Here is a 21,223-nt window from a genome sequence, read left to right on the forward strand (position 1 = left end):
CTGCCATGGACATCCGCCTGCTTGCCGCCACAGACGCCCCTGCGCTCTGGGATTTTGAAACCGCCCACCGCGCCTATTTCGAACAATGGGTGCAGGCCCGGTCTGCGCACTTTTACACCGCCGAAGGTTTTGCGGAAGAAATGGACGCCTCGCTGCAGCGCCAGCAGCAGGACCAGGCTTTCCACTACCTGATGTGGGAGGGCCAGCGCCTGGCCGGCCGCATCAATCTGACCCAGGTACGGCGCCCCTATTTCCACAGCGCCGCCCTGGGCTACCGCGTGGCACCGGACTGCGGCGGGCGCGGCCTGGCCAGCCAGGCCGTGGCCGCCGTGCTGCACCAGGCTTTCACCACACACGGTCTGCAGCGCATCGAGGCCATTGCCCGCCCGGAAAACCCGGCCTCCGTGCGGGTGCTGTGCAAGCAGGGCTTTGCCCAGTTCGGCCATTCGCGCCGCAGCATGGAGCTGAACGGCCAGTGGTTCGACCTGCTGCACTTCGAGGCGCACCGCCCGCAGTAAGGCAGACGCGGCGGCGGGACGACGCCCGCATTCGTCGCGGGGTTGAAAAGATTTTTTCAACCCCGTACCGCCCACCGCTTGCACACCGGCGGCTGCATGCTGTCGCTGCGGTTCCCGGTCAGGGCCCGGCAGACGCAGGGCCTACACAGGCGCCGGGCCGCGCGGCTTACCGCGCCGTGGTGTCCGAGGCAATGGGGATGTAGAAATCCCCGCCGGCCCGGTTGAACTCCGTCGCCTTGGCCTGCATGCCCACGGCAATGCCCTGTTCCGCCGCCACGCCTTGCTGCTTGGCGAAGTCACGCACTTCCTGGGTGATCTTCATGGAGCAGAACTTGGGGCCGCACATGCTGCAGAAATGCGCCACCTTGGCGCTGTCCTTGGGCAGGGTTTCGTCGTGGAAGGCGCGCGCGGTGTCGGGGTCCAGGCCCAGATTGAACTGGTCTTCCCAGCGGAAGTCGAAACGCGCCTGGCTCAGTGCATCGTCGCGCGAACGTGCGCCCGGATGCCCCTTGGCCACATCGGCGGCGTGGGCCGCGATCTTGTACGCGATGATGCCCTGCTTGACGTCGTCCCGATCGGGCAGGCCCAGGTGTTCCTTGGGCGTGACGTAGCACAGCATGGCCGTGCCCATCCAGCCGATCATGGCCGCACCGATGGCGCTGGCGATATGGTCGTAGCCGGGAGCGATGTCGATGGTCAGCGGGCCCAGCGTGTAGAACGGCGCTTCATGGCAGTGCTTGAGCTGCTCCGTCATGTTCTGCTGGATCATGTGCATGGGCACATGGCCGGGGCCTTCGATCATGGTCTGCACATCGTGCTTCCAGGCGATCTGGGTCAGCTCGCCCAGGGTGTGCAGTTCGGCAAACTGGGCTTCGTCGTTGGCGTCGCTGGCGCAACCGGGGCGCAGACCGTCGCCCAGCGAGAAGCTCACGTCGTACTGCTTCATGATGTCGCAGATGTCTTCGAAGTGCTCGTACAGGAAGCTCTCGCGGTGGTGGGCCATGCACCACTTGGCCATGATGGAGCCGCCGCGCGACACGATGCCGGTGCGGCGCTGCGCCGTCAGGTGGATATAGGCCAGGCGCACGCCCGCGTGGATGGTGAAGTAGTCCACGCCCTGCTCGGCCTGTTCCACCAGGGTGTCGCGGAAGATTTCCCAGGTCAGGTCTTCGGCGATGCCGCCGACTTTTTCCAGCGCCTGGTAGATGGGCACGGTGCCGATGGGCACGGGCGAATTGCGCACAATCCAGTCGCGCGTGGTGTGGATGTTCCGGCCGGTAGACAGGTCCATCACGTTGTCGGCACCCCAGCGGATGGCCCAGACCAGCTTTTCGACCTCTTCCTCGATGCTGGAGGTGACGGCCGAGTTGCCGATGTTGGCGTTGATCTTGACCTTGAAATTGCGACCGATCGCCATCGGCTCGATTTCGGGGTGGTTGATGTTGGCGGGAATGATGGCGCGGCCGCGGGCCACTTCGTCGCGCACGAATTCGGGGGTGATGATCTTGGGAATGGCGGCGCCCAGGCTGTTGCCGGCCAGGCGGGCTTCCCGCGCGGCATCCTGCTGGTACTGCGCCATCCATTCGCGGCGGCCGTTTTCACGCAGCGCCACGTATTCCATCTCGGGGGTGATGATGCCGCGCTTGGCGTAATGCATCTGGGTCACATTGGCACCGCTCTTGGCGCGGCGCGGCTGGCGCTGCAGCGCGGCGGCTTCGGCACGCAGCTGGGCCACGCGTGCGTCTTCCTCGCCGCGCTTGCCGCCATCGTCCAGCGCCACGCGCTGGCGGCCCACATAGAACTCGCTGTCGCCCCGCGCTTCGATCCAGCTGCCGCGCACGCTGGCCAGCCCCTGGTGCACGTCGATCTGCGCCGCCGGGTCGGTGTAGGGGCCGGAGGTGTCGTAGACGCTGACCTGTTCACCATTGGTCAGTGCGATATCGCGCACCGGCACGCGCAGGCCGGGGTGGATGGCACCGCTCAGATAGCTCTTGGTGGATGCCGGAAACGGCTGGCGCGACTGGGCCAGCAGCTCGGCAAAGCGGGCGGTGTCGGGGGCATCGCCCGAGAAGTTGGACGCGGGGGGGGTGAAGATGGCATCAGGGGCGTTCATCGCGGTCTCCATAAAGCGGTTGAAATGCATCAAACGCTCCGTGGAGTGCCGGCCCTGCTCTGATGGCGCCGGGGATGGTCCCGTCCTGGTCCATCCACCAACCGCCTTGCACCTGGCTGTACCGTCCCACTGGTGGCCCAGTGGGGTGGTGCATCCACCGGAATCGGGTGATTCCGGCCAGGGCTGGTGCGCGCTGTGGACCGTCCAGAAAAGACAAAACCCCAGTGCGCGAGGCGCCTGGGGTTTGCTGTGCCTGTGGACGGGCTGCGTGGCGTGTGCGTTCGCACCCCCGCCTTCGCGCCTGCCTGTCCATGGCCCTGCATCAGGGTCCCGCTCTTCTTCCGCCGGTATGAACCGGATCAAGTTCGTCGGGTTCGCAGACCGCTGTTGTCACAGCAGCCCGCATCTCAGCGCTTTCGCACACCCCGGAGCAGCCGCGAGTATAGGCCAGCACAGCGCGCGCGCCACCATTCCGCTGCTCCCACTGGGTTATGTATTTCCCCAGTATGGGGGGCGCACCGGGGCACACCGAGGCGAGCAGCCCGGTCACCCGGCTGCGCCGGGCGTCAGCGCCTCACACCGCAATGGCGGTGGCCGAGCCCGCCAGCTTGCGCAGCTCGAACTTCTGGATCTTGCCGGTGCTGGTCTTGGGCAGCTCGCCGAACACGATGGCGCGCGGCACCTTGTAGCCGGCCAGGTGCTGCTTGCAGTGGGTGATGATGTCAGCCTCGGTCACCGTGGCGCCGGCCTTGATTTCCAAGAAGGCGCAGGGCGTCTCGCCCCACTTGGCATCGGGCTTGGCCACCACGGCCGCAGCCAGCACGGCAGGATGGCGGTAGAGCACGTCTTCGACTTCGATGGACGAGATGTTCTCGCCGCCGGAGATGATGATGTCCTTGCTGCGGTCCTTGATCTTGATGTAGCCGTCCGGATACTGCACCGCCAGGTCACCGCTGTGGAACCAGCCGCCACGGAAGGCTTCGTCCGTGGCCTGCGGGTTCTTCAGATAGCCCTTCATGGCGATATTGCCCTTGAACATGATCTCGCCCATGGTCTCGCCGTCGTGCGGCACGGGCTGCATGGTTTCGGGGTCCAGCACCTGGGCATCGCGCTGCAGGTGGTAGCGCACGCCCTGGCGGGCATTCAGGCGGGCACGCTCGCCGATGTCGAGCTGGTCCCACTCCGCATGCTGGGCGCAGACGGTGGCCGGGCCGTAGGTCTCGGTCAGGCCGTAGACATGGGTCAGATCGAAGCCCATGGCTTCCATGCCTTCGATCATCGAGGCAGGTGGCGCAGCGCCGGCCACCATGGCCTTGACGCCGGCGGGCACGCCTTCTTTCATGGCGGCCGGTGCATTCACCAGCAGCGACTGCACGATGGGCGCACCGCAGTAATGGGTGACGCCGTGGTTGCGGATGGCGTCGAAAATATTCTGCGGGTCCACGCGGCGCAGACAGACGTTGACACCTGCGCGCGCGGCCACGGTCCAGGGGAAGCACCAGCCGTTGCAGTGGAACATGGGCAGCGTCCACAGATAGACCGCATGCTTGGGCATGTCCCATTCCAGCACATTGCTGATGGCGTTGATGGCCGCACCGCGGTGGTGGTAGACCACGCCCTTGGGGTTGCCGGTGGTGCCGCTGGTGTAGTTCAGCGCAATCGCATCCCACTCGTCAGTGGGCAGGTCCCAGGCGAAATCCGGATCGCCCTGGGCGACGAAATCGTCGTAGGTGGTGTTGCCCAGCTGCACAGCGGCGTCGCCGTACAGCGCGTCTTCCACACGGATCACCGTCAGTGGTGCGGTGGACTTGCGCAGCGGCAGGGCCTTGGCCATCAGGGCCGTGAATTCCGGGTCCACGATCAGCACCTTGGCTTCGCCGTGGTCCAGCATGAAGGCCAGGGTCTCCGCGTCCAGGCGGGTGTTGAGGGTGTTGAGCACGGCGCCCGACATGGGCACGCCAAAGTGGGCCTCCACCATCGGCGGGGTGTTGGGCAGCATCACGGCCACGGTGTCGTTCTTGCCCACGCCGGCCTGGCGCAGCGCGCTGGCCAGCTGGCGGCAGCGGCGGTAGGTCTGGCCCCAGGTCTGGCGCAGATCCCCGTGCACGATGGCCAGGCGGTCCGGGTAGACGGTGGCGGTGCGCTCCAGAAAGCTCAGCGGGCTGAGGGGCGCAAAGTTGGCCGCATTGCGGTCCAGGTGCTCGTTGTACTTGCTCATGAAATGTCTCCGAAGCCGGTCTTTTTGTGCATTTTGCGCCAACGCCACAACACAGGCTTACAGCCCCTGGCGGCACTCATGCATTCCCTGCGGCTGGGCGGCCCGCATGCCACCGGTCTGCCCCGCCGCACTTTTGATACTGCGCAATACCGCCCGTCAGGCGATGCGGTGCAATGGTTACGCCATCTGGACTGAGTCCAAACCACGCAGAGGAAGACGTGGCCGTACCGGCAGGTGGCTGGTGTGCCGCCTTGGCTGCGCACCAGGCATTCACCACACAAGCGTTTGGAAGCACACAATGAAAAACACCCTCCGACCCCTCGTTGCAGCCCTGGCCGCCGCGGCCGCCTTCCTGGCACTGCCTGCCCATGCACAAGGCGCGCAGGAACCCATCCAGCCCATCGCGCCTGCCGTGGTCAAGAACCCGGCCATGGTGGAACTGGGCAAGAAGCTGTGGTTCGATCCCCGCCTGTCCAAGTCGGGCTTCATCTCCTGCAACAGCTGCCACAACCTGTCCATGGGTGGCAGCGACAACCTGAAGACCTCCATCGGTCACAACTGGCAGGAAGGCCCCATCAACTCGCCCACGGTGCTGAACTCCAGCATGAACGTGGCCCAGTTCTGGGACGGCCGTGCCGGCAACCTGAAGGAACAGGCCGGCGGCCCCATCGCCAACCCGGGCGAAATGGCCTTCACCCACGAGCTGGCCGTGGACATGCTGAACTCCATTCCCGGCTACCAGGCGGAGTTCAAGAAGGTGTTCAGCAAGTCGAAGATCGACATCGACCAGGTGACCGATGCCATCGCCGCGTTCGAGGAAACGCTGGTCACGCCCAACTCGCGCTTTGACAAGTGGCTCAAGGGCGATGCCAACGCCATCACCAAGACCGAACTGGAAGGCTACAAGCTGTTCCGTGACAGCGGCTGCGTGGCCTGCCACAACGGTGCGGCCGTGGGCGGCAATTCCTTCCAGCGCATGGGTCTGGTCGAAGCCTACAAGACCAGCAACCCGGCCGAAGGCCGTGCCGCGGTGACCGGCAAGGACGCCGACCGCTTCAACTTCAAGGTGCCCACCCTGCGCAACGTGGAACTGACCTACCCCTACTTCCACGACGGTGCGGCCGACACCCTGGGCCAGGCGGTGGACACCATGGGCCGCGTGCAGCTGGGCAAGAACTTCACCAAGGAAGAGAACGCCAAGATCGTGGCCTTCCTGAAGACCCTGACCGGCGACCAGCCCCAGATCGGCATGCCGGTGCTGCCGCCCTCGAGCGACGCCACCCCGCGCCCCACGCCCTTCGACAAGAAGAAGTGACCGCAACCCGGATACCGACCTGTTAGCTCCGCCCTGCCATAGCCCGCGCTGTGGCTGGGCCTTCCCTCGCGCACCCGGTGTTTTGCCGGGTGCGCTTTTTTTCATCACAATAGCGACCCTGACCTTGATTGCCCGACTGCGACCCGCCATGCCCCCGCGCACCACCGCCACCACTGCTGCCACCCGCCTTGCCCCCGCGCGCGCGCGCCGTCCGCGGGCGCTGGCCGCGCAGGTCCCGCAGCAGGCACAGGACGCACAGCTGGCAGAGCGCCTGCGCCAGGCAGGGCTGCAGCCCACCCGCCAGCGCCTGGCCATGGCCCGGGTGCTGCTGGGTGCGCCGGTGCACATGCATGCCGAGCAGGTCCTGCAGGCGGCGCGCCAGCACTACCCCAGCCTGTCGCGCGCCACGGTCTACGCCAGCCTGCCGCTGTTTGCCGAGCGCGGCCTGCTGCGCGCCCTGCCGCTGGGGCTGGAACACACGGTCTATGACTCCAGCACCGAAGTCCACCCCCACCTGCTGATCGAAGACAGCGGCGAGGTGCTGGACCTGCCGCCCGACTGCATCCGCTGGGATGCGCTGCCGCCCCTGGCCCCGGGCCTGGAGGTGGCCGCCATCGACATGGTGGTGCGCGTGCGCCGCACCGCAGCTGCACCAGACGCTGCCGCCAGCGCGGCCTGATCGTCCCGCAGGCCCGCGCTCCGCGCGCCTGTGCGTTCCCGCTCCGCCCCACCGGCTTGCCCACCCGCCCGGCGCTGCCGCTCCGCTGGTGGCATGGCACGCCTGTGCCGCCGCCACGGCCTGGCGCTGGCCCGGCCCCCTGCGCTGTGGTGGCCGGGTCGCCGTGCGGGCATGCCCCTCTGCGGCCGGCATGCGGCCATGCAATTTCTGCACAAAATGATGCCGAACGCATACACATTGCCCCCATGCAGCAGTCTATTTTTGTGCACATTCCGGATCACACCACAGAGGCAGCCGCTCCTTCCAAACTGCAACCCACCCCAATGAATCAACCAGTTAGCAGCATCCAAAGCCCTGCTAGCACCATTCCAGGGATTGCACAAACTTACGTCTTATATAAGACATAAATTACACAAATAGCGATTTGTGCGTTTTCCTCCCTACAATGCCGCCATGGGTTGTGCAGACCCCGCCCGCAAGGGCAGTCGGCACCGTCCTTTGCATCCTGTGCATCAATGAGGAAACGCCCTGGCATGTACCAGGGCGGAGGAGACTGGCCCGCATCCACCGATGCGGGCCTTTTTTATGGCGCAACGCCCGGCCAGCCGCAGGCCGACCCTCCAGACCCTGGCGGCTGATGGGCATCCGAGGTGTTTCCGGCACGCCACAGCCACCGCCCCTGACGGCATGTCCCCAAGCGGCGCCAGCCTGGGTGCCCCCTGCCGCAGCGGTGCACAGCAGGCCCGGTACGTCCCGGCGAACGCGGGCCGCTGGCAGCACTTCCGATACCGCTGCGGCTGCACCGGGTAGGCGCCATGGCGCACAATACGGCCGGTGTCCATCCCCCAGTCTTTCCTCCAGGAGTTGCTTGCCCGCGTCGATGTGGTTGACGTGGTCGGCCGCTATGTGCCGCTGAAAAAAGGCGGCGCCAACTTCATGGGGCTGTGCCCTTTCCATGGGGAAAAGTCGCCCTCGTTCAGCGTCAGCCCCTCCAAGCAGTTCTACCACTGCTTTGGCTGCGGCAAGAACGGCAATGCCATCAGCTTCCTGATGGAGCACACCGGCATGGGCTTTGTGGAAGCGGTGCAGGACCTGGCCCAGCAGGTGGGCATGCAGGTGCCGCAGGACGACATCAGCCCGGCCGAGCGCGAGCGCCAGGCCGCGCAAAAGCGCCAGCAGGCGTCGCTGACCGATGTGCTCGAACGCGCCGGCGACTCCTACCGCAAGCAGCTCAAGGATTCCGCCCATGCGGTGGACTACCTGAAAAAGCGCGGCGTCTCCGGCGCCATCTGCAGCCGCTACGGCCTGGGCTATGCCCCGGCCGGCTGGCGCCACCTGGCCGGCGTGTTCCCGCAGTACGACGATCCGCAGCTGCAGGAAGCGGGCCTGGTCATCGTCAACGAAGACGATGACAAGCGCTACGACCGCTTCCGCGACCGCATCATGTTCCCGATACGCAATGTCAAAGGCGAGTGCATCGGCTTTGGCGGCCGCGTGCTGGGGGACGAGAAACCCAAATACCTGAACTCGCCGGAGACGCCGCTGTTCCACAAGGGACGCGAGCTCTACGGCCTGTTCGAAGCCCGCAACGCGCTGCGCGAAAAAGGCTATGCCCTGGTCACCGAAGGCTATATGGACGTGGTGGCCCTGGCACAGCTGGGCTTTCCGAATGCCGTGGCCACGCTGGGCACGGCCTGCACGCCCGAGCATGTGCACAAGCTGTTCCGCTTCACCGACGCGGTGGTGTTCAGCTTTGACGGCGACGCCGCCGGGCGCCGCGCTGCACGCAAGGCGCTCGAAGGCGCTCTGCCCTATGCCAGCGACACGCGCAGCGTGAAGTTCCTCTTCCTGCCTGCCGAGCACGACCCCGACAGCTTCATTCGCGAACACGGCCCGGACGCCTTTGCCCGCCATGTGGGCGATGCGCTGCCGCTGTCGCGCTTTCTGCTGGACGCCGTCAGCGAAGGCTGCGATCTGGGCCAGGCCGAAGGCCGCGCACGCATGGCCAGCCAGGCCCGGCCGCTGTGGAATCTGCTGCCCGATGGCGCGCTGAAGCGCCAGCTGCTGGCCGAGATGGCGGGCAAGGCCCAGCTGTCCAGCAGCGATCTGACCGAGCTGTGGGAGCAGGCCGCTGCCCAGGAAAACCGCTGGCAGCGTGGCGGTGCCGCCGGGGCCCACCCGGCGCCCGCAGCAGGTTCCCAGGCCTTCCCGGCCGCGTCCGCCCCGCCCCCGGGCGAATGGGCACCGCCGGACGCCGACTACGGCCACAGCGCCCATGACGGCTGGGGCGATGCCGGTGGCAGCACGTACACGGGCTATACCGGCGGCGCGCCTGGCCAGGCCGGCAATGGCTATGGCAACCGGGGCAACTTTCGCAACGGCAACGGCCCGCGTGGCGAAGGCCGCAACGGCTGGGGCAAGAAACCCTGGGGACGCGACCGCGGCGGCAACACGGGCTGGAACGAAGCCCCGCGTCCGCCCCGCATCGCCCAGCCGCTGGGGCCGGACCAGGCCGCACGCCTGCTGCTGTCGCACATGGAGTTCATGGAAGAGCTGGCCAACGAAGACCTGGATGCCCTGGTCAGCCAGCCCGCCCCGCACGGCCCGCTGTTCGCCTGGGTGGAGAGCCAGTACCAGGAGCATGGTCCCCAGTCCTGGGCGGTGCTGCAGTCCCGCCTGGGCAGCAGCGGCGAAGCCCAGCTGGCCCGCACCTTGATGGACGGCCCCCATGGCCAACCCGAAGGCGAGCTGCCCGAGCTGCGCTGCGAGCTGCGCAGCGTGCTCAATCTGATGCTGGTCAAGCGCCTGAAGACGCTGGAAGCCCAGGCCCTGGCCGAGGTGGCCACCGACCCGCAGGCCGTGCACCGTTACCGCGCGCTGCAGGAACGCCGCAAGCAGCTGGCGGCGGCGCCTGCACCGCAGACCGGCGAGTAAGAGCGACCAACACGACCCAGCAAACCACAGGTTTGCGGTGGAGACGAGGCGTGAAGCCGCAGACAGTACAGCCGTACGACAAGGCGAAGCAATGATGAATCAAGGGTTGTGGTCAGCCGTTCCAAATGCGCTGCTAGGGTCCTGGTGCACCATGCCCCTGGCTGCCGTACGGGCAGGATCAACGGCCATCCAGCCCTCAAATTCATCAAAAACCGTAGCATCTTTAGCAAGCCGCTATTGACCCACAAGGTTTTTTTGAAAAAATAACGCCGAACCTCTTGATTTTTTCTGCCGAAGGTATAATTAAAGGCTATTCGGCAAGAGCGACAGCAGCACCTCCGGACCCGGCCCCCGTGACAGAACTCACGCGGATTGCAGCAAGTGCATGGCCAATTCCACCGCAAGGACTGCACACCAAATGTTCGCCCACCCATCTTGCCCCGGGAGCCCGTCCGCTCCCCACATGCCTTGGCGCGTCCATGGCATGTGTTGTGCGCGCCGGTTTTCGAGGCGCTTGCGAGTTTTCTTTGTGTGTCCGCTTTTGACCGTGAGGTATGCATGCCCGTTTCAAAGTCCGCGAAGTCCCAGCAGGCCCCCGATGCTTCCGCGAAGTCCAAGACCTCTTCCACGGCTGCAGCTGCCAAAAAGACTGCTGCCGTGAAAAAGCCCGCCTCGTCCAAGGCGGCCGAAGCCAAGAAAGACACCCAAGTGGCAACCAAATCACAAGCTGAACTCAAAGCCCTGGCCGACGCGCTGCTCGCAGCGGATTCCAAGAAACGCGTCAGCAAGAAAGCTGCAGCTGTAGACGGCGACGAAGCCGAAGCCCCTGCCAAGAAGCCTGCTGCCGCCAAGAAGGCTGCGGCCAAGAAGACCACCACGGCCAAGGCCGCTGCAGCCGACACCGACAAGGCGCCCGCCAAGCGCGGCCGCAAGCCCAAGGCCGAGACGGCCGCCAAGGGCGGCAAGCCCAAGGACATGTCGGATGACATGGACGACGCCGATCTGGATGGTGACATCGACGGCGACATCGATGGCGATGTCGAAGTGGAGGCCGAAGCCGAAGTGGAAGTGGAGACCACGACCACCACCGAGAAGGCCAAGCCCCTGCGCATGAAGATCAGCAAGGCGAAGGAACGCGCCTTGATGAAGGAATTCGGCCTGGACGAAACCGTCCTGACCGAAGACGAACTGAACACCCGCCGCCAGCGCCTGAAGGCCCTGATCAAGCTGGGCAAGACCCGTGGCTACCTGACCAACGCGGAAATCTCCGACCACTTGCCCGACAAGCTGGTCGATGCCGAAACGCTGGAAGTCGTGATCTCCATGTTGAACGACATGGGTGTGGCGGTGTACGAGCAGACGCCCGACGCCGAAACCCTGCTGCTGAACAACACCGGACAATCGGCCACCACCGAAGAAGAAGCGGAAGAAGAAGCCGAAGCGGCGCTGTCCACCGTGGATTCGGAATTCGGCCGCACCACCGACCCCGTGCGCATGTACATGCGTGAAATGGGTACGGTGGAACTGCTGACGCGCGAAGGCGAAATCGAAATCGCCAAGCGCATCGAAGGCGGTCTGATGGACATGATGGAAGCCATCTCGGCTTCCCCCGCCACCATTGCGGAAATCCTGGGCATGGCCGAGGAAATCCGTGAAGGCAAGGTCGTGATCTCCACCGTGGTCGACGGTTTCGTGAACGCCAACGAAAACGACGACTATGTGGCCGAAGAAGACTTCGACGAATACGACGAAGAGGACGACGACGACGGCAAGGGCGGCTCCAAGGCGCTGACCAAGAAGCTCGAAGAGCTGAAGAACGAAGCCCTGTCGCGCTTCGACAGCATCCGCGGCCACTTCGAGAAGATGCACAAGGTGTACGACAAGGAGGGCTACGGCTCGGCCACGTACATGAAGATCCAGAAGACGATCACCGAGGAGCTGATGACCATCCGCTTCACGGCCAAGACGATCGAGAAGCTCTGCGATCTGGTGCGTGCCCAGGTGGACGACGTGCGCAAGAAGGAACGCGAGCTGCGCAAGATCATCGTGGACAAGTGCCGCATGCCGCAGGAAACCTTCATCAAGGACTTCCCGCCCAACCTGCTGAACCTGGACTGGGTCACCAAGCAAGCCGCTGCCGGCAAGCCCTGGAGCAACGTCATGGCCCGCAACATCCCGCCCGTGCAGGAGTTGCAGCAGAACCTGATCGACCTGCAGGCCCGCGTGGTGGTGCCGCTGGAAGAGCTCAAGCGCATCAACAAGCGCATGAACGACGGTGAACGCTCCAGCCGCGATGCCAAGAAGGAAATGATCGAGGCCAACCTGCGCCTGGTGATCTCCATCGCCAAGAAGTACACCAACCGCGGTCTGCAGTTCCTGGATCTGATCCAGGAAGGCAACATCGGTCTGATGAAAGCGGTGGACAAGTTCGAATACCGCCGCGGCTACAAGTTCTCGACCTATGCCACCTGGTGGATCCGCCAGGCCATCACGCGTTCCATCGCGGACCAGGCCCGCACGATCCGCATCCCGGTGCACATGATCGAAACCATCAACAAGATGAACCGCATCTCGCGCCAGCACTTGCAGGAGTTTGGCTTCGAGCCCGATGCGTCCATCCTGGCGGCCAAGATGGAGATCCCCGAGGACAAGATCCGCAAGATCATGAAGATCGCCAAGGAGCCGATCTCGATGGAAACACCCATCGGCGACGACGACGATTCCCACCTGGGCGACTTCATCGAGGACGGCAACAACACCGCCCCCATCGATGCCGCCATGCAGGCCGGCCTGCGCGACGTGGTCAAGGACATCCTCGATGGCCTGACCCCCCGCGAAGCCAAGGTGCTGCGCATGCGCTTCGGCATTGAAATGTCCACCGACCACACGCTGGAAGAAGTGGGCAAGCAGTTCGACGTGACGCGCGAGCGCATCCGCCAGATCGAAGCCAAGGCACTGCGCAAGCTGAAGCACCCCAGCCGCAGCGACAAGCTGCGCAGCTTCATCGATTCGCTGTAAGCGCCAGCCTCCTCCCGCACACGGTGCGGGAGCGGCCCCCCAAAGCCTGCCGGCCACCGCCGCGCAGGCTTTTTTCATGGGCCCTGCCGCATGCCCCGGCAGCCCTGCGGCAGAAAATCTCCGGACACAAAAAAGCCGCGCAATGCGCGGCTTTTTTTTCAGCTCAGGTGGCGCTCATTCCAGCGTCAGCTTCTGCTTGGCCACCACTTCCTTGTAGATGGTCAGTTCGTCCTTGGTTTCTTTGGCGAACTGCTCAGGCGTGTTGCCCACGATGACCGAGCCGGTGTCTTCGATGCGCTTGCGGATGGCAGGATCCTGCAGCGCCTTGCGGGTGGCGGCATTGATCTTGTCCACCACTTCCTTGGGCATGCCCTTGGGGCCGATCAGGCCGTAGAAGGCCATGCGGTTCACCGGCTCCAGACCCACTTCCTTGAAGGTGGGCACATCGGGCAGCACGCTCAGGCGCTGGGGGGCTGCCACGGCGATGGCCACCAGGCGCTTGTCCTTGATGAAGGGCAGTGCCGAAGGCAGGTTGTCCAGAATCATCGGGATCTGGTTGGCCACGGCGTCGTTCAGGGCCGGACCCGCGCCACGGTAGGGCACGTGGGTCATTTCGATGCCGGTCAGGCTCTTGTACAACTCCATCAGCATGTGCTGGATGCCGCCCGTACCCGAGGAACCGTAGGAATACTTGCCGGGGTTCTTCTTGAGCTCGGCTTCGAATGCCTTGTAGTTGGCCGCACCGGCGAACTTGGGGTTCACCGCGATCACATTGGGCGTGGCCGCAATGTTGACGATGGGGGTGAAGGCCGTCAGCGGGTCATAGGGGTTCTTGGGGTTGATGGCCGGGTTGGTGGCCATGGTGGACACGGTGGCAATACCCAGGTTGTAGCCATCGGCCTTCTGGCGCGAGGTTTCCAGCGCGCCAATGACGCCGCCGCCACCGCCACGGTTTTCCACTATCACCGGCTGACCCAGCTCCTTGGACAGGGGCTCGGAAATCACGCGCGCGATGATGTCGGTGGTGCCGCCGGCCGCAAACGGCACCAGCAACTTGATGGGTTTGTTGGGGAACGATGCATCAGCCATGGCGGCCGAACCGGCCAACGCCAACACAACACCCATCCAGCAACGACGATCCATGAAAGTACTCCTCAATTCTGTCTCCAAGGGGGAATGGCGATGCTAAAGCGCCCTTTTATCCAGCCGACCACTGGCAACTGCCAAATACCTAGGTGTTTACCCCCGACTAGCGCAAACACTGACAAAAGCTGACATCGCAGGCCCTGTTTCTGCGCTAGGCATGCCGGGTTTTCACGCAGATTCGACCCTCTGGCCGCCATGCGCTGTCGTCGCAGCGCGGCATCGCTTGTCACTTCCGTGGCAGGGCCATCGCCCCCCTGCTGCGGTGACCAGCAATCCCGGCGTATGCTTGGCGCCCGTGAATTACGCCCAGCTCCTCTTCCCCGATTTCTCCCTGATCCTGCTGGGCTACCTGCTGTGCCGGTTCACGCCGCTGAACCGCAGCGTCTGGCAAGGTGCCGAAGCACTGGTGTACTACCTGCTGTTTCCGGTGCTGCTGTTTCACTCCATCGTCAAAAGCCCGCTGGACTGGGCAGCCACCTCCAACCTAATTGCGGCCGGCGTGCTGTCCGGCCTGGTGGGTGTGGCCCTGGCCTACAGCCTGCCCTGGTGGCCGGGCCTGAAAGGCCATGTGAACCTGCGCGACCACGCCAGCGCGGCCCAGGTGGCGTTCCGCTTCAATTCCTTCATCGGCCTGGCGCTGGCCGACCGGCTGGCCGGGCCCGAGGGGCTGCTCTATATCTCGGTGCTGATCGGTTTTTGCGTTCCCATGTTCAACATCGCGGCCGTCTGGCCCATGGCCCGTGCGGGAGAACACAGCTTCTGGGGTCAGCTGGTGCGCAACCCGCTGATCGTGGCCACGGTCTGCGGTCTGGTGGCCAATCTGCTGGGCTTTCGCATGCCCAGCTGGCTGGAGCCACCGGTCAGCCGCATTGGCGCCGCCTCCATTGCACTGGGACTGATGTCCGCCGGTGCCGGCATGCAGCTGGGTCTGCTGACCCACGCCAAGCGCCTGAGCGTGGGGGTGCTGGCCATACGCCACTTCATCCAGCCGCTGATTGCGCTGGGCGCCATCCACCTGCTGGGCCTGGAAGGCACGCAGGCGCTGATCCTGCTGCTGTTCTCGGCCATGCCCACGGCCAGCACCTGCTATGTGCTGGCGGCGCGCATGGGCTACAACGGGCCGTATGTGGCGGGTCTGGTGACGCTGTCCACCGTGCTGGGCGTGGCCAGCCTGCCGTTTGCGCTGTCGTTGGTGCCTTAGCGCTCTACGCCTGGGCGCACTGCGCCAGCGCCCACTGCACATGCTCCCGCAGCAGGTCGCTGGGGTGGGCGGCCTGGGCCGCCAGGGCGGACTGCACCGCATCGCGCTCGGCGCCGGCCGGCAGGCTGCGCAGCGCATTGCCCATGGCCACGGCGATGTTGCGCTGCCAGCGCGCGTGGCCGATGCGGCGGATGGGACTGCCTTCGGTACGGCGCAGAAACTGCGCTTCGTCCCAAGCGAACAGCTGCACCAGGCTGCTGCCGGCCAGACCGTCGCGCGCATCGAAGTCCGCCAGACGGCTGGGCTGGGCAAACTTGTTCCACGGGCAGGCCAGCTGGCAGTCATCGCAGCCGTAAATGCGGTTGGCCAGCAGCGGCCGCAGTTCCAGCGGGATGGGGCCGTCGTGCTCGATGGTCAGGTAGGAAATGCAGCGGCGCGCATCCACCTGGTGCGGCGCCACGATGGCTCCGGTGGGGCAGGCCTGCATGCAGGCGCTGCAGCTGCCGCAGTGGCCGCTGACCGGCGCGGTCGGCTCCAGCGCCATGTCCACCAGGATTTCGCCCAGAAAGAACATGGAGCCGGCCTCCCGACTGAGCACCAGCGTGTGCTTGCCGCGCCAGCCCTGGCCGCTGCGCTGGGCCAGCTCGGCCTCCAGCACCGGCGCGGAGTCGGTGAACACGCGGTGGCCGAAGGGGCCGATCTCCTGGGCGATGCGGTCGGACAGTTTCTGTAGCCGTGCACGCAGCACCTTGTGGTAGTCCCGCCCCCGGGCGTAGACCGAAACAATGCCCTCCTGCGGGCGCTGCAGGCGCTCGAACTCCACGGCCTGCCAACCTGCGGGCGTGGTCTGGGGCAGATAATCCATGCGGGCGGTGATCACGCTCAGCGTGCCCGGCACCAGTTCGGCCGGGCGGGCACGCTTGAGGCCGTGGCTTTCCATATAGTGCATCTCGCCATGGCAACCGGCGGCCAGCCACTGCAGCAGCCCAGGCTCTGCAGAGGACAAATCGACACCGGCCACGCCAATTTGGGAAAATCCCAACTCGCGAGCCCAGTCTTGTATGTGAGGAACGAGTTGACTGCTGCAGACCATAACCCCGCTATTTTAGAAATGACGCTCTCCCTTGCCTCGCGCCAGCTTATTTGGCACAGCGAGGACGACACCGCCGCCTTTGCCCGCCAGCTGGCCGCACTGCCCCAGCTGCGCAATGCCTACATCACCTTGCATGGCGACCTGGGCGCCGGCAAGACCACCTTTGTGCGCCATCTGCTGCGCACCCTGGGGGTGAACGGTCGCATCAAAAGCCCTACCTATGCCGTGGTGGAACCGCATGAATGCGCTGCCATGCCGGTGTGGCACTTTGATTTCTATCGCTTTGACGATCCGCGCGAATGGGAAGATGCCGGTTTTCGGGACATCTTTGCCAGTGACGGCCTGAAACTGGCAGAATGGCCGGAAAAGGCCGCAGCGCTCACGCCTCCTGCGGACATAGCTATCCATATCGAAGCAATTGATGACACGCAGCGCCGCGTGAGCTTGCATGCCCATACGCAGGCTGGCGCCCAGATGCTGCAGCAATGGCCCGCATGAGTGACGACACCACTAACCGTCCCGCCCCTTCTTCCCCGCTGACCCGCCGCCATCTGCTGCAGGCCGGCTCGCTGGTGCTGCTGCTCGGCAGCCAGCAGATCGCCCGTGGCGCCACCATCGTGGCGGTGCGCGTCTGGCCTGCGCCGGAGTATTCCCGCGTGACGCTGGAATCCGACACGCCGCTGGTGGCCAAGCAGTTCTTCGTGGCCTCGCCGCCCCGGCTGGCGGTGGACATCGAAGGCATCGACCTGAACCCGGCCCTCAAGGACCTGGTGGCCAAGGTCCGCCCCGACGACCCGAACATCAAGGCCATCCGTGTGGGCCAGAACGCGCCCAATGTGGTGCGTCTGGTCATCGACCTCAAGCAGGAAGCCGTGCCCCAGGTCTTCACCCTGCAGCCGGTGGCTGCCTACCAGCACCGGCTGGTGTTCGACCTCTACCCGGCCAAGGCAGTGGATCCGATGGAAGCGCTGATCAGCGAGCGCCTGCGCGACGCCGGCCCGCAGACCGCACAGTCCCACCAGCCCGCCATGGGCAGCGGCGTGCCGCCCGAAGCCGACCCGCTGGGCGACCTGATCGCCCAGCATGGCAACAAGCCGGCGCCCGGCGTGCCGGCCAAACCTGCACCGGCCCCGGCACCTGCCCCCCCTCCTTCGGTGGTGGCCACGGCACCCACGGCCCCAGTCACACCGCCGCCCGAACCGGCACCGTCCAAGCGTCCGGTCGGCCCCACGGTGGCCACGGCCCAGCGCACCGACCGCATCATCATCGTGGCCCTGGACCCCGGCCATGGGGGCGAGGACCCTGGCGCCATCGGCCCTGGCGGCACGCGGGAGAAGGATGTGGTGCTGCGCATTGCCCATCTGCTGCGGGACCGCATCAATGCCAGCAGCGTGGGCGGCAGCCCCATGCGCGCCTTCTTGACGCGCGACGCCGACTTCTTCGTGCCCCTGGGCACCCGGGTGGAAAAAGCCCGGCGCGTGCAGGCCGATCTGTTCATCAGCATCCATGCCGATGCCTTCACCACGCCTGCCGCCAAAGGCGCCAGCGTGTTCGCCCTGAGCCAGAAAGGCGCCTCCAGTACGGCCGCACGCTGGCTGGCCAACAAGGAAAACCAGGCCGACCTGGTGGGCGGACTGAACGTCAAAAGCCAGGATCGCAATGTGCAGCAGATGCTGCTGGACATGAGCACCACGGCCCAGATCAACGACAGCCTCAAGCTCGGCTCCCACCTGCTGGGCCAGATTGGCGACATGGCCAAGCTGCACAAGCCCCGTGTGGAGCAGGCCGGCTTTGCCGTGCTCAAGGCCCCCGACATTCCCAGCGTGCTGGTGGAAACCGCCTTCATCAGCAACCCGGAAGAAGAGGCCAAGCTGCGCAGTGCGGCCTACCAGACCCAGCTGGCCGACGCGCTGATGCGCGGCATCAAGCTCTACTTCGCCAAGAACCCGCCGCTGGCCCGCAGCCGCACGGTGTAAAAACCGACGGCCCCCGCGCCCAGACCAGGCCCATCCCCCGGATGGGCCTTTTTTATGGGCCATTCCAGCCTCTGCCCTTTTTGCCTCCGCGCAGCGGCCGCCACCACGGCCGGCGCCACACCCCAGGTTACACAGCCTCACGGGTGTTCACGTTGCACGCCACCGGCATGCAACAGGCCGGCAACGCGTTCCCGGGCGCAGACCTGCCCGGCCAGCCTCCCCGCTGCAGCAGTGCGCAATGCCCTCGGTCTGAAAAACATCCCGGTTTGAATCCACGCTCACCACCTACAAAAGGGTAGGACAGCTCCGAAACGCGGCGGCACACCAAAGCATAAAAATCAGCTATCGATTCGTAAATTCCAATCATTAACACGAATTTCAGCACCCCATTCAGTCAGGGCCGCGGACCGCCAGGGAGGAACCACCGAGGCATAGATTTATAGACTGCAATGCATAGCACCAGTGCATGCGCACACTTTCATATGCAGACAGCCACTGCAGCACAGCGGTCTCGCCGCCAGCGACACTCCCCCATACAAACCCTAGGAAACCTCAAATAAACGTCATTCCCACTCCAAAGTCGCATCGGTTTTGAAAGGAAAAGTGCTTGAATACATGAATCAAATGCAAGCATCCACTTACATAGAAATTTTCAATTCTTAGCGCAGCATTGCCCATACGAGAGAGGCCATTTCCCATGCACATACGCTCTGCATCCAGCCCTTTCCTGCAGCGAGTGCCCCGGGCCATTTCTGTCGCCGTGCTGGTGACCTGCCTGGGCAGCGCCGCACTGGCACAAACGCCCTCCGCCCCGGCTGCCCGGGACCAGTTGCTGCAGCTGGCGCAGCAAAAACGGGACGCCCAGCAGTGGGGCGAAGCGCTGGTGTACTACCGCCAGGGTCGTGCGCAATACCCCCGGGACACGGCCTTCCAGTACGGCGAGATCTATGTGCTGGCCGACAGCGGCCAGCAGGCGCAGGCCAGTGCCCTGGCCGATGGCGTGCTGCGCCAGGCCCCTGACAGTGCGGACGCCTTGCTGATCAAGGCCTATACGCAGCTGCGACAAAACGGCAGCTTTGCGGCCCTGGAATATGTCGACCGGGCGCAGCAGATCGCCCCCGGCCAGAGCTATGTGCTGCGTGAATACATTTTTGCGCTGCAGCGGGCGGGCATGGCCCACCAGGCACTGGAACTGGTCGCGCGCCAGCCCGGCCTGCTTACCCCCGCCCAGTTCCGTACCCTGCAGGCCGATGAAGCGGCCGAGTGGGTGCGTTTTTCCCGCGTTACCGCCCGCAGCGAAGCCGAGCGCTTCATGGTGGCCGACCAGGCCCTGGCACGCTACGACGCGCTGCTGGCGCAATGGACGGCACAGGGCCCGGAAACGGCCCCCCTGATCCAGCAGGCACGCATCGACCGGCTGCAGGCACTGCATTCACGCGCCTACATGTCCGAGCTGGTGCGGGAATACGAAGACCTGCAGGCCGCAGGCGTGGACATCCCGGTCTTTGCCTTGGGTGATGTGGCATCGGCCTATCTCTACCTGCGCCAGCCCGAACAGGCCGAAGCGATCTACCGGAAACTGGCGGCATCCGGCTATATGCGCAACGACGACCAGGCACGTCTGGCCCAGGACCAGGGGCTGCTGTACGCCTATACCGACCAGGACCGCCTGGCCGAAGCACAGCAGCATGTGCGCGCCATGCAGCAGGACTATGCCAAGTGGCGCTATGTGGAAGGCGAAAAATCCAATGTGCCCAACGAGTCCTATCTGGAGGTGCAGCACACCGCCATCATGGTGGACCTGTATGCCAATGACCTGGCGGGCGGGCAGGCCCGGCTCAAGGAGCTGGTGGATGCCGCCCCCTGGAACAACAGCCTGCGCACCGACCTGGCCTGGGCCTACCGCATGCGGGGCTGGCCGCGCCTGGCCGAGCAGGAGCTGAAGATTGCCGAAGGCTACGAGCCGCGCGACCTGAATGTGGAGACCCACCAGGGCCAGACGGCGCTGGTGCTGCAGGAATGGCGCCAGGCCGAGCTGCTGAGCGCCGACACCATCGGCCGCTTTCCGGAAGCCCCCGCCGCCAAGCGCCTGGCCCGCGCCTGGGAAGTCCACAACATGGCGGAGCTGCAGATCTCCGGCTACAAGGGGCTGAGCAGGGGCGGCAACAACGATGACGGCAACCCCGTGTTCGGCAGCCGCGACTTCGGGCTGGAGACCACGGTCTACACCCCGCCGCTGAACTACAACTGGCGCCTGTTTGCGGGGGCGGGACACCGCACCGGCACCTTCCCCGAAGGCAAGGGGCAACAGAACTTCGGCCGTGTCGGCCTGGAGTGGCGCAGCCGCGACTGGTGGGCCGAAGCCGAAGTCTCCGGCAGCAGCTTCGGCCAGGGCTCCAAGACCGGGGCACGCGTGGCGGCAGCCTATGACATCGACGACCACTGGCAGCTGAGCGCTGCGGCCAACTGGCGCTCCCGCGCCACGCCGCTGCGCGCCCTGCACAACGGCATCACCAGCAACAGCGTGGAACTGGGCCTGCGCTGGCGCCAAAGCGAGCTGCGGGAGTGGAGCGTCGGCATCACCCCGTCGCGCTTCAGCGATGGCAACCACCGCACCGAGCTGCTGGTCACCGGCAAGGAACGCCTGCTGACCCGCACCACCTGGTTCCTGGACCTGGGGATCGAAGGCTACGCGGCGCGCAACTCGCGCACCGATGTGCCGTACTACAGCCCACGCCGCGAAGTGGGGCTGATGCCTTCGCTGCAGTGGAACCACACGATCTACCAGCGCTATGAAACGCAATGGACCCAGAAAGCCAGCATCGGCCTGGGCGGTGTGCACCAGCAGGGCTATGGCACGGGTGCCGCGCAATTCATCAGCTATGGGCAGCGCTACAAGCACAACGATGTGCTGGAGATGGGGGCCACGCTGTCCGCACTGCGCCGCCCCTATGACGGGGTGCATGAGCGCGAATGGCGTCTTGTGTTTGATCTGACTTACCGATTCTGAAG

At 65.2% G+C, this 21,223-nt stretch carries 13 protein-coding genes and 1 riboswitch; of the genes, 9 read left to right on the forward strand and 4 right to left on the reverse strand.

Annotation, left to right across the window (positions count from 1 at the left end; all coding sequences use genetic code 11):
• The first annotated feature begins 5 nt into the window (after nucleotides 1–5).
• A complete protein-coding gene (locus QM470_RS03760) occupies nucleotides 6–518 on the forward strand; it encodes a GNAT family N-acetyltransferase (RefSeq protein ID WP_283338263.1) in 513 nt (170 codons plus the stop codon).
• 166 nt (nucleotides 519–684) lie between these two features.
• On the opposite strand, the gene thiC is transcribed toward QM470_RS03760, so the two are convergent.
• Nucleotides 685–2,631, reverse strand: coding sequence for a phosphomethylpyrimidine synthase ThiC (thiC, locus tag QM470_RS03765; protein ID WP_283338264.1), 1,947 nt, complete (start codon nucleotides 2,629–2,631; stop codon nucleotides 685–687).
• Between the two features lie 319 nt (nucleotides 2,632–2,950).
• Nucleotides 2,951–3,069: riboswitch (TPP riboswitch) on the reverse strand.
• 136 nt (nucleotides 3,070–3,205) lie between these two features.
• Nucleotides 3,206–4,849, reverse strand: coding sequence for an acyl-CoA synthetase (locus QM470_RS03770; protein ID WP_283338265.1), 1,644 nt, complete (start codon nucleotides 4,847–4,849; stop codon nucleotides 3,206–3,208).
• Between the two features lie 298 nt (nucleotides 4,850–5,147).
• Here QM470_RS03770 and QM470_RS03775 point away from each other — a divergent pair, with 298 nt between their 5' ends.
• The 4 genes from QM470_RS03775 (at nucleotide 5,148) to rpoD (ending at nucleotide 12,795) form a co-directional block, all read left to right on the forward strand.
• Nucleotides 5,148–6,164, forward strand: a complete 1,017-nt coding sequence (locus tag QM470_RS03775; RefSeq protein ID WP_280013079.1) for a cytochrome-c peroxidase — start codon at nucleotides 5,148–5,150, stop codon at nucleotides 6,162–6,164.
• 148 nt (nucleotides 6,165–6,312) lie between these two features.
• Nucleotides 6,313–6,843, forward strand: a complete 531-nt coding sequence (locus QM470_RS03780; RefSeq protein WP_283338266.1) for a Fur family transcriptional regulator — start codon at nucleotides 6,313–6,315, stop codon at nucleotides 6,841–6,843.
• A gap of 834 nt (nucleotides 6,844–7,677) precedes the next feature.
• Complete coding sequence (gene dnaG, locus QM470_RS03785) at nucleotides 7,678–9,777, forward strand: DNA primase (RefSeq protein WP_283338267.1); 2,100 nt, start codon at nucleotides 7,678–7,680, stop codon at nucleotides 9,775–9,777.
• A gap of 558 nt (nucleotides 9,778–10,335) precedes the next feature.
• A complete protein-coding gene (rpoD, locus tag QM470_RS03790; protein WP_280013082.1) occupies nucleotides 10,336–12,795 on the forward strand; it encodes an RNA polymerase sigma factor RpoD in 2,460 nt (819 codons plus the stop codon).
• Nucleotides 12,796–12,969: 174 nt separating this feature from the next.
• Here the strand turns inward: rpoD and QM470_RS03795 are convergent, their stop codons facing one another.
• Entirely contained in the window at nucleotides 12,970–13,938 is a 969-nt protein-coding gene (locus QM470_RS03795; protein WP_066536388.1) for a tripartite tricarboxylate transporter substrate binding protein BugE, read from the reverse strand.
• A 298-nt stretch (nucleotides 13,939–14,236) separates the two neighbouring features.
• Here QM470_RS03795 and QM470_RS03800 point away from each other — a divergent pair, with 298 nt between their 5' ends.
• Nucleotides 14,237–15,142, forward strand: coding sequence for an AEC family transporter (locus tag QM470_RS03800; protein ID WP_066537324.1), 906 nt, complete (start codon nucleotides 14,237–14,239; stop codon nucleotides 15,140–15,142).
• 4 nt (nucleotides 15,143–15,146) lie between these two features.
• Here the strand turns inward: QM470_RS03800 and queG are convergent, their stop codons facing one another.
• Entirely contained in the window at nucleotides 15,147–16,235 is a 1,089-nt protein-coding gene (queG, locus tag QM470_RS03805) for a tRNA epoxyqueuosine(34) reductase QueG (protein ID WP_283338268.1), read from the reverse strand.
• On the opposite strand from queG, the gene tsaE reads away from it, so the two are divergent.
• The 3 genes from tsaE to pgaA all read left to right on the forward strand — a co-directional run bounded on the left by tsaE (nucleotide 16,218) and on the right by pgaA (nucleotide 21,221).
• Nucleotides 16,218–16,733 (forward strand): tRNA (adenosine(37)-N6)-threonylcarbamoyltransferase complex ATPase subunit type 1 TsaE, encoded by a 516-nt coding sequence (gene tsaE, locus QM470_RS03810; protein ID WP_502846799.1) that lies wholly within the window; start codon nucleotides 16,218–16,220, stop codon nucleotides 16,731–16,733. The genes queG and tsaE overlap by 18 nt on opposite strands.
• Complete coding sequence (locus tag QM470_RS03815) at nucleotides 16,730–18,211, forward strand: N-acetylmuramoyl-L-alanine amidase (RefSeq protein WP_283338270.1); 1,482 nt, start codon at nucleotides 16,730–16,732, stop codon at nucleotides 18,209–18,211. Before tsaE ends, QM470_RS03815 begins: the two co-directional genes overlap by 4 nt.
• A gap of 697 nt (nucleotides 18,212–18,908) precedes the next feature.
• Entirely contained in the window at nucleotides 18,909–21,221 is a 2,313-nt protein-coding gene (pgaA, locus tag QM470_RS03820; RefSeq protein ID WP_283338271.1) for a poly-beta-1,6 N-acetyl-D-glucosamine export porin PgaA, read from the forward strand.
• Nucleotides 21,222–21,223: the final 2 nt, after the last annotated feature.

Source organism: Comamonas sp. 17RB (assembly GCF_030056555.1).
In the GTDB taxonomy this organism is placed as follows: Bacteria; Pseudomonadota; Gammaproteobacteria; order Burkholderiales; family Burkholderiaceae_C; genus Comamonas; species Comamonas terrigena.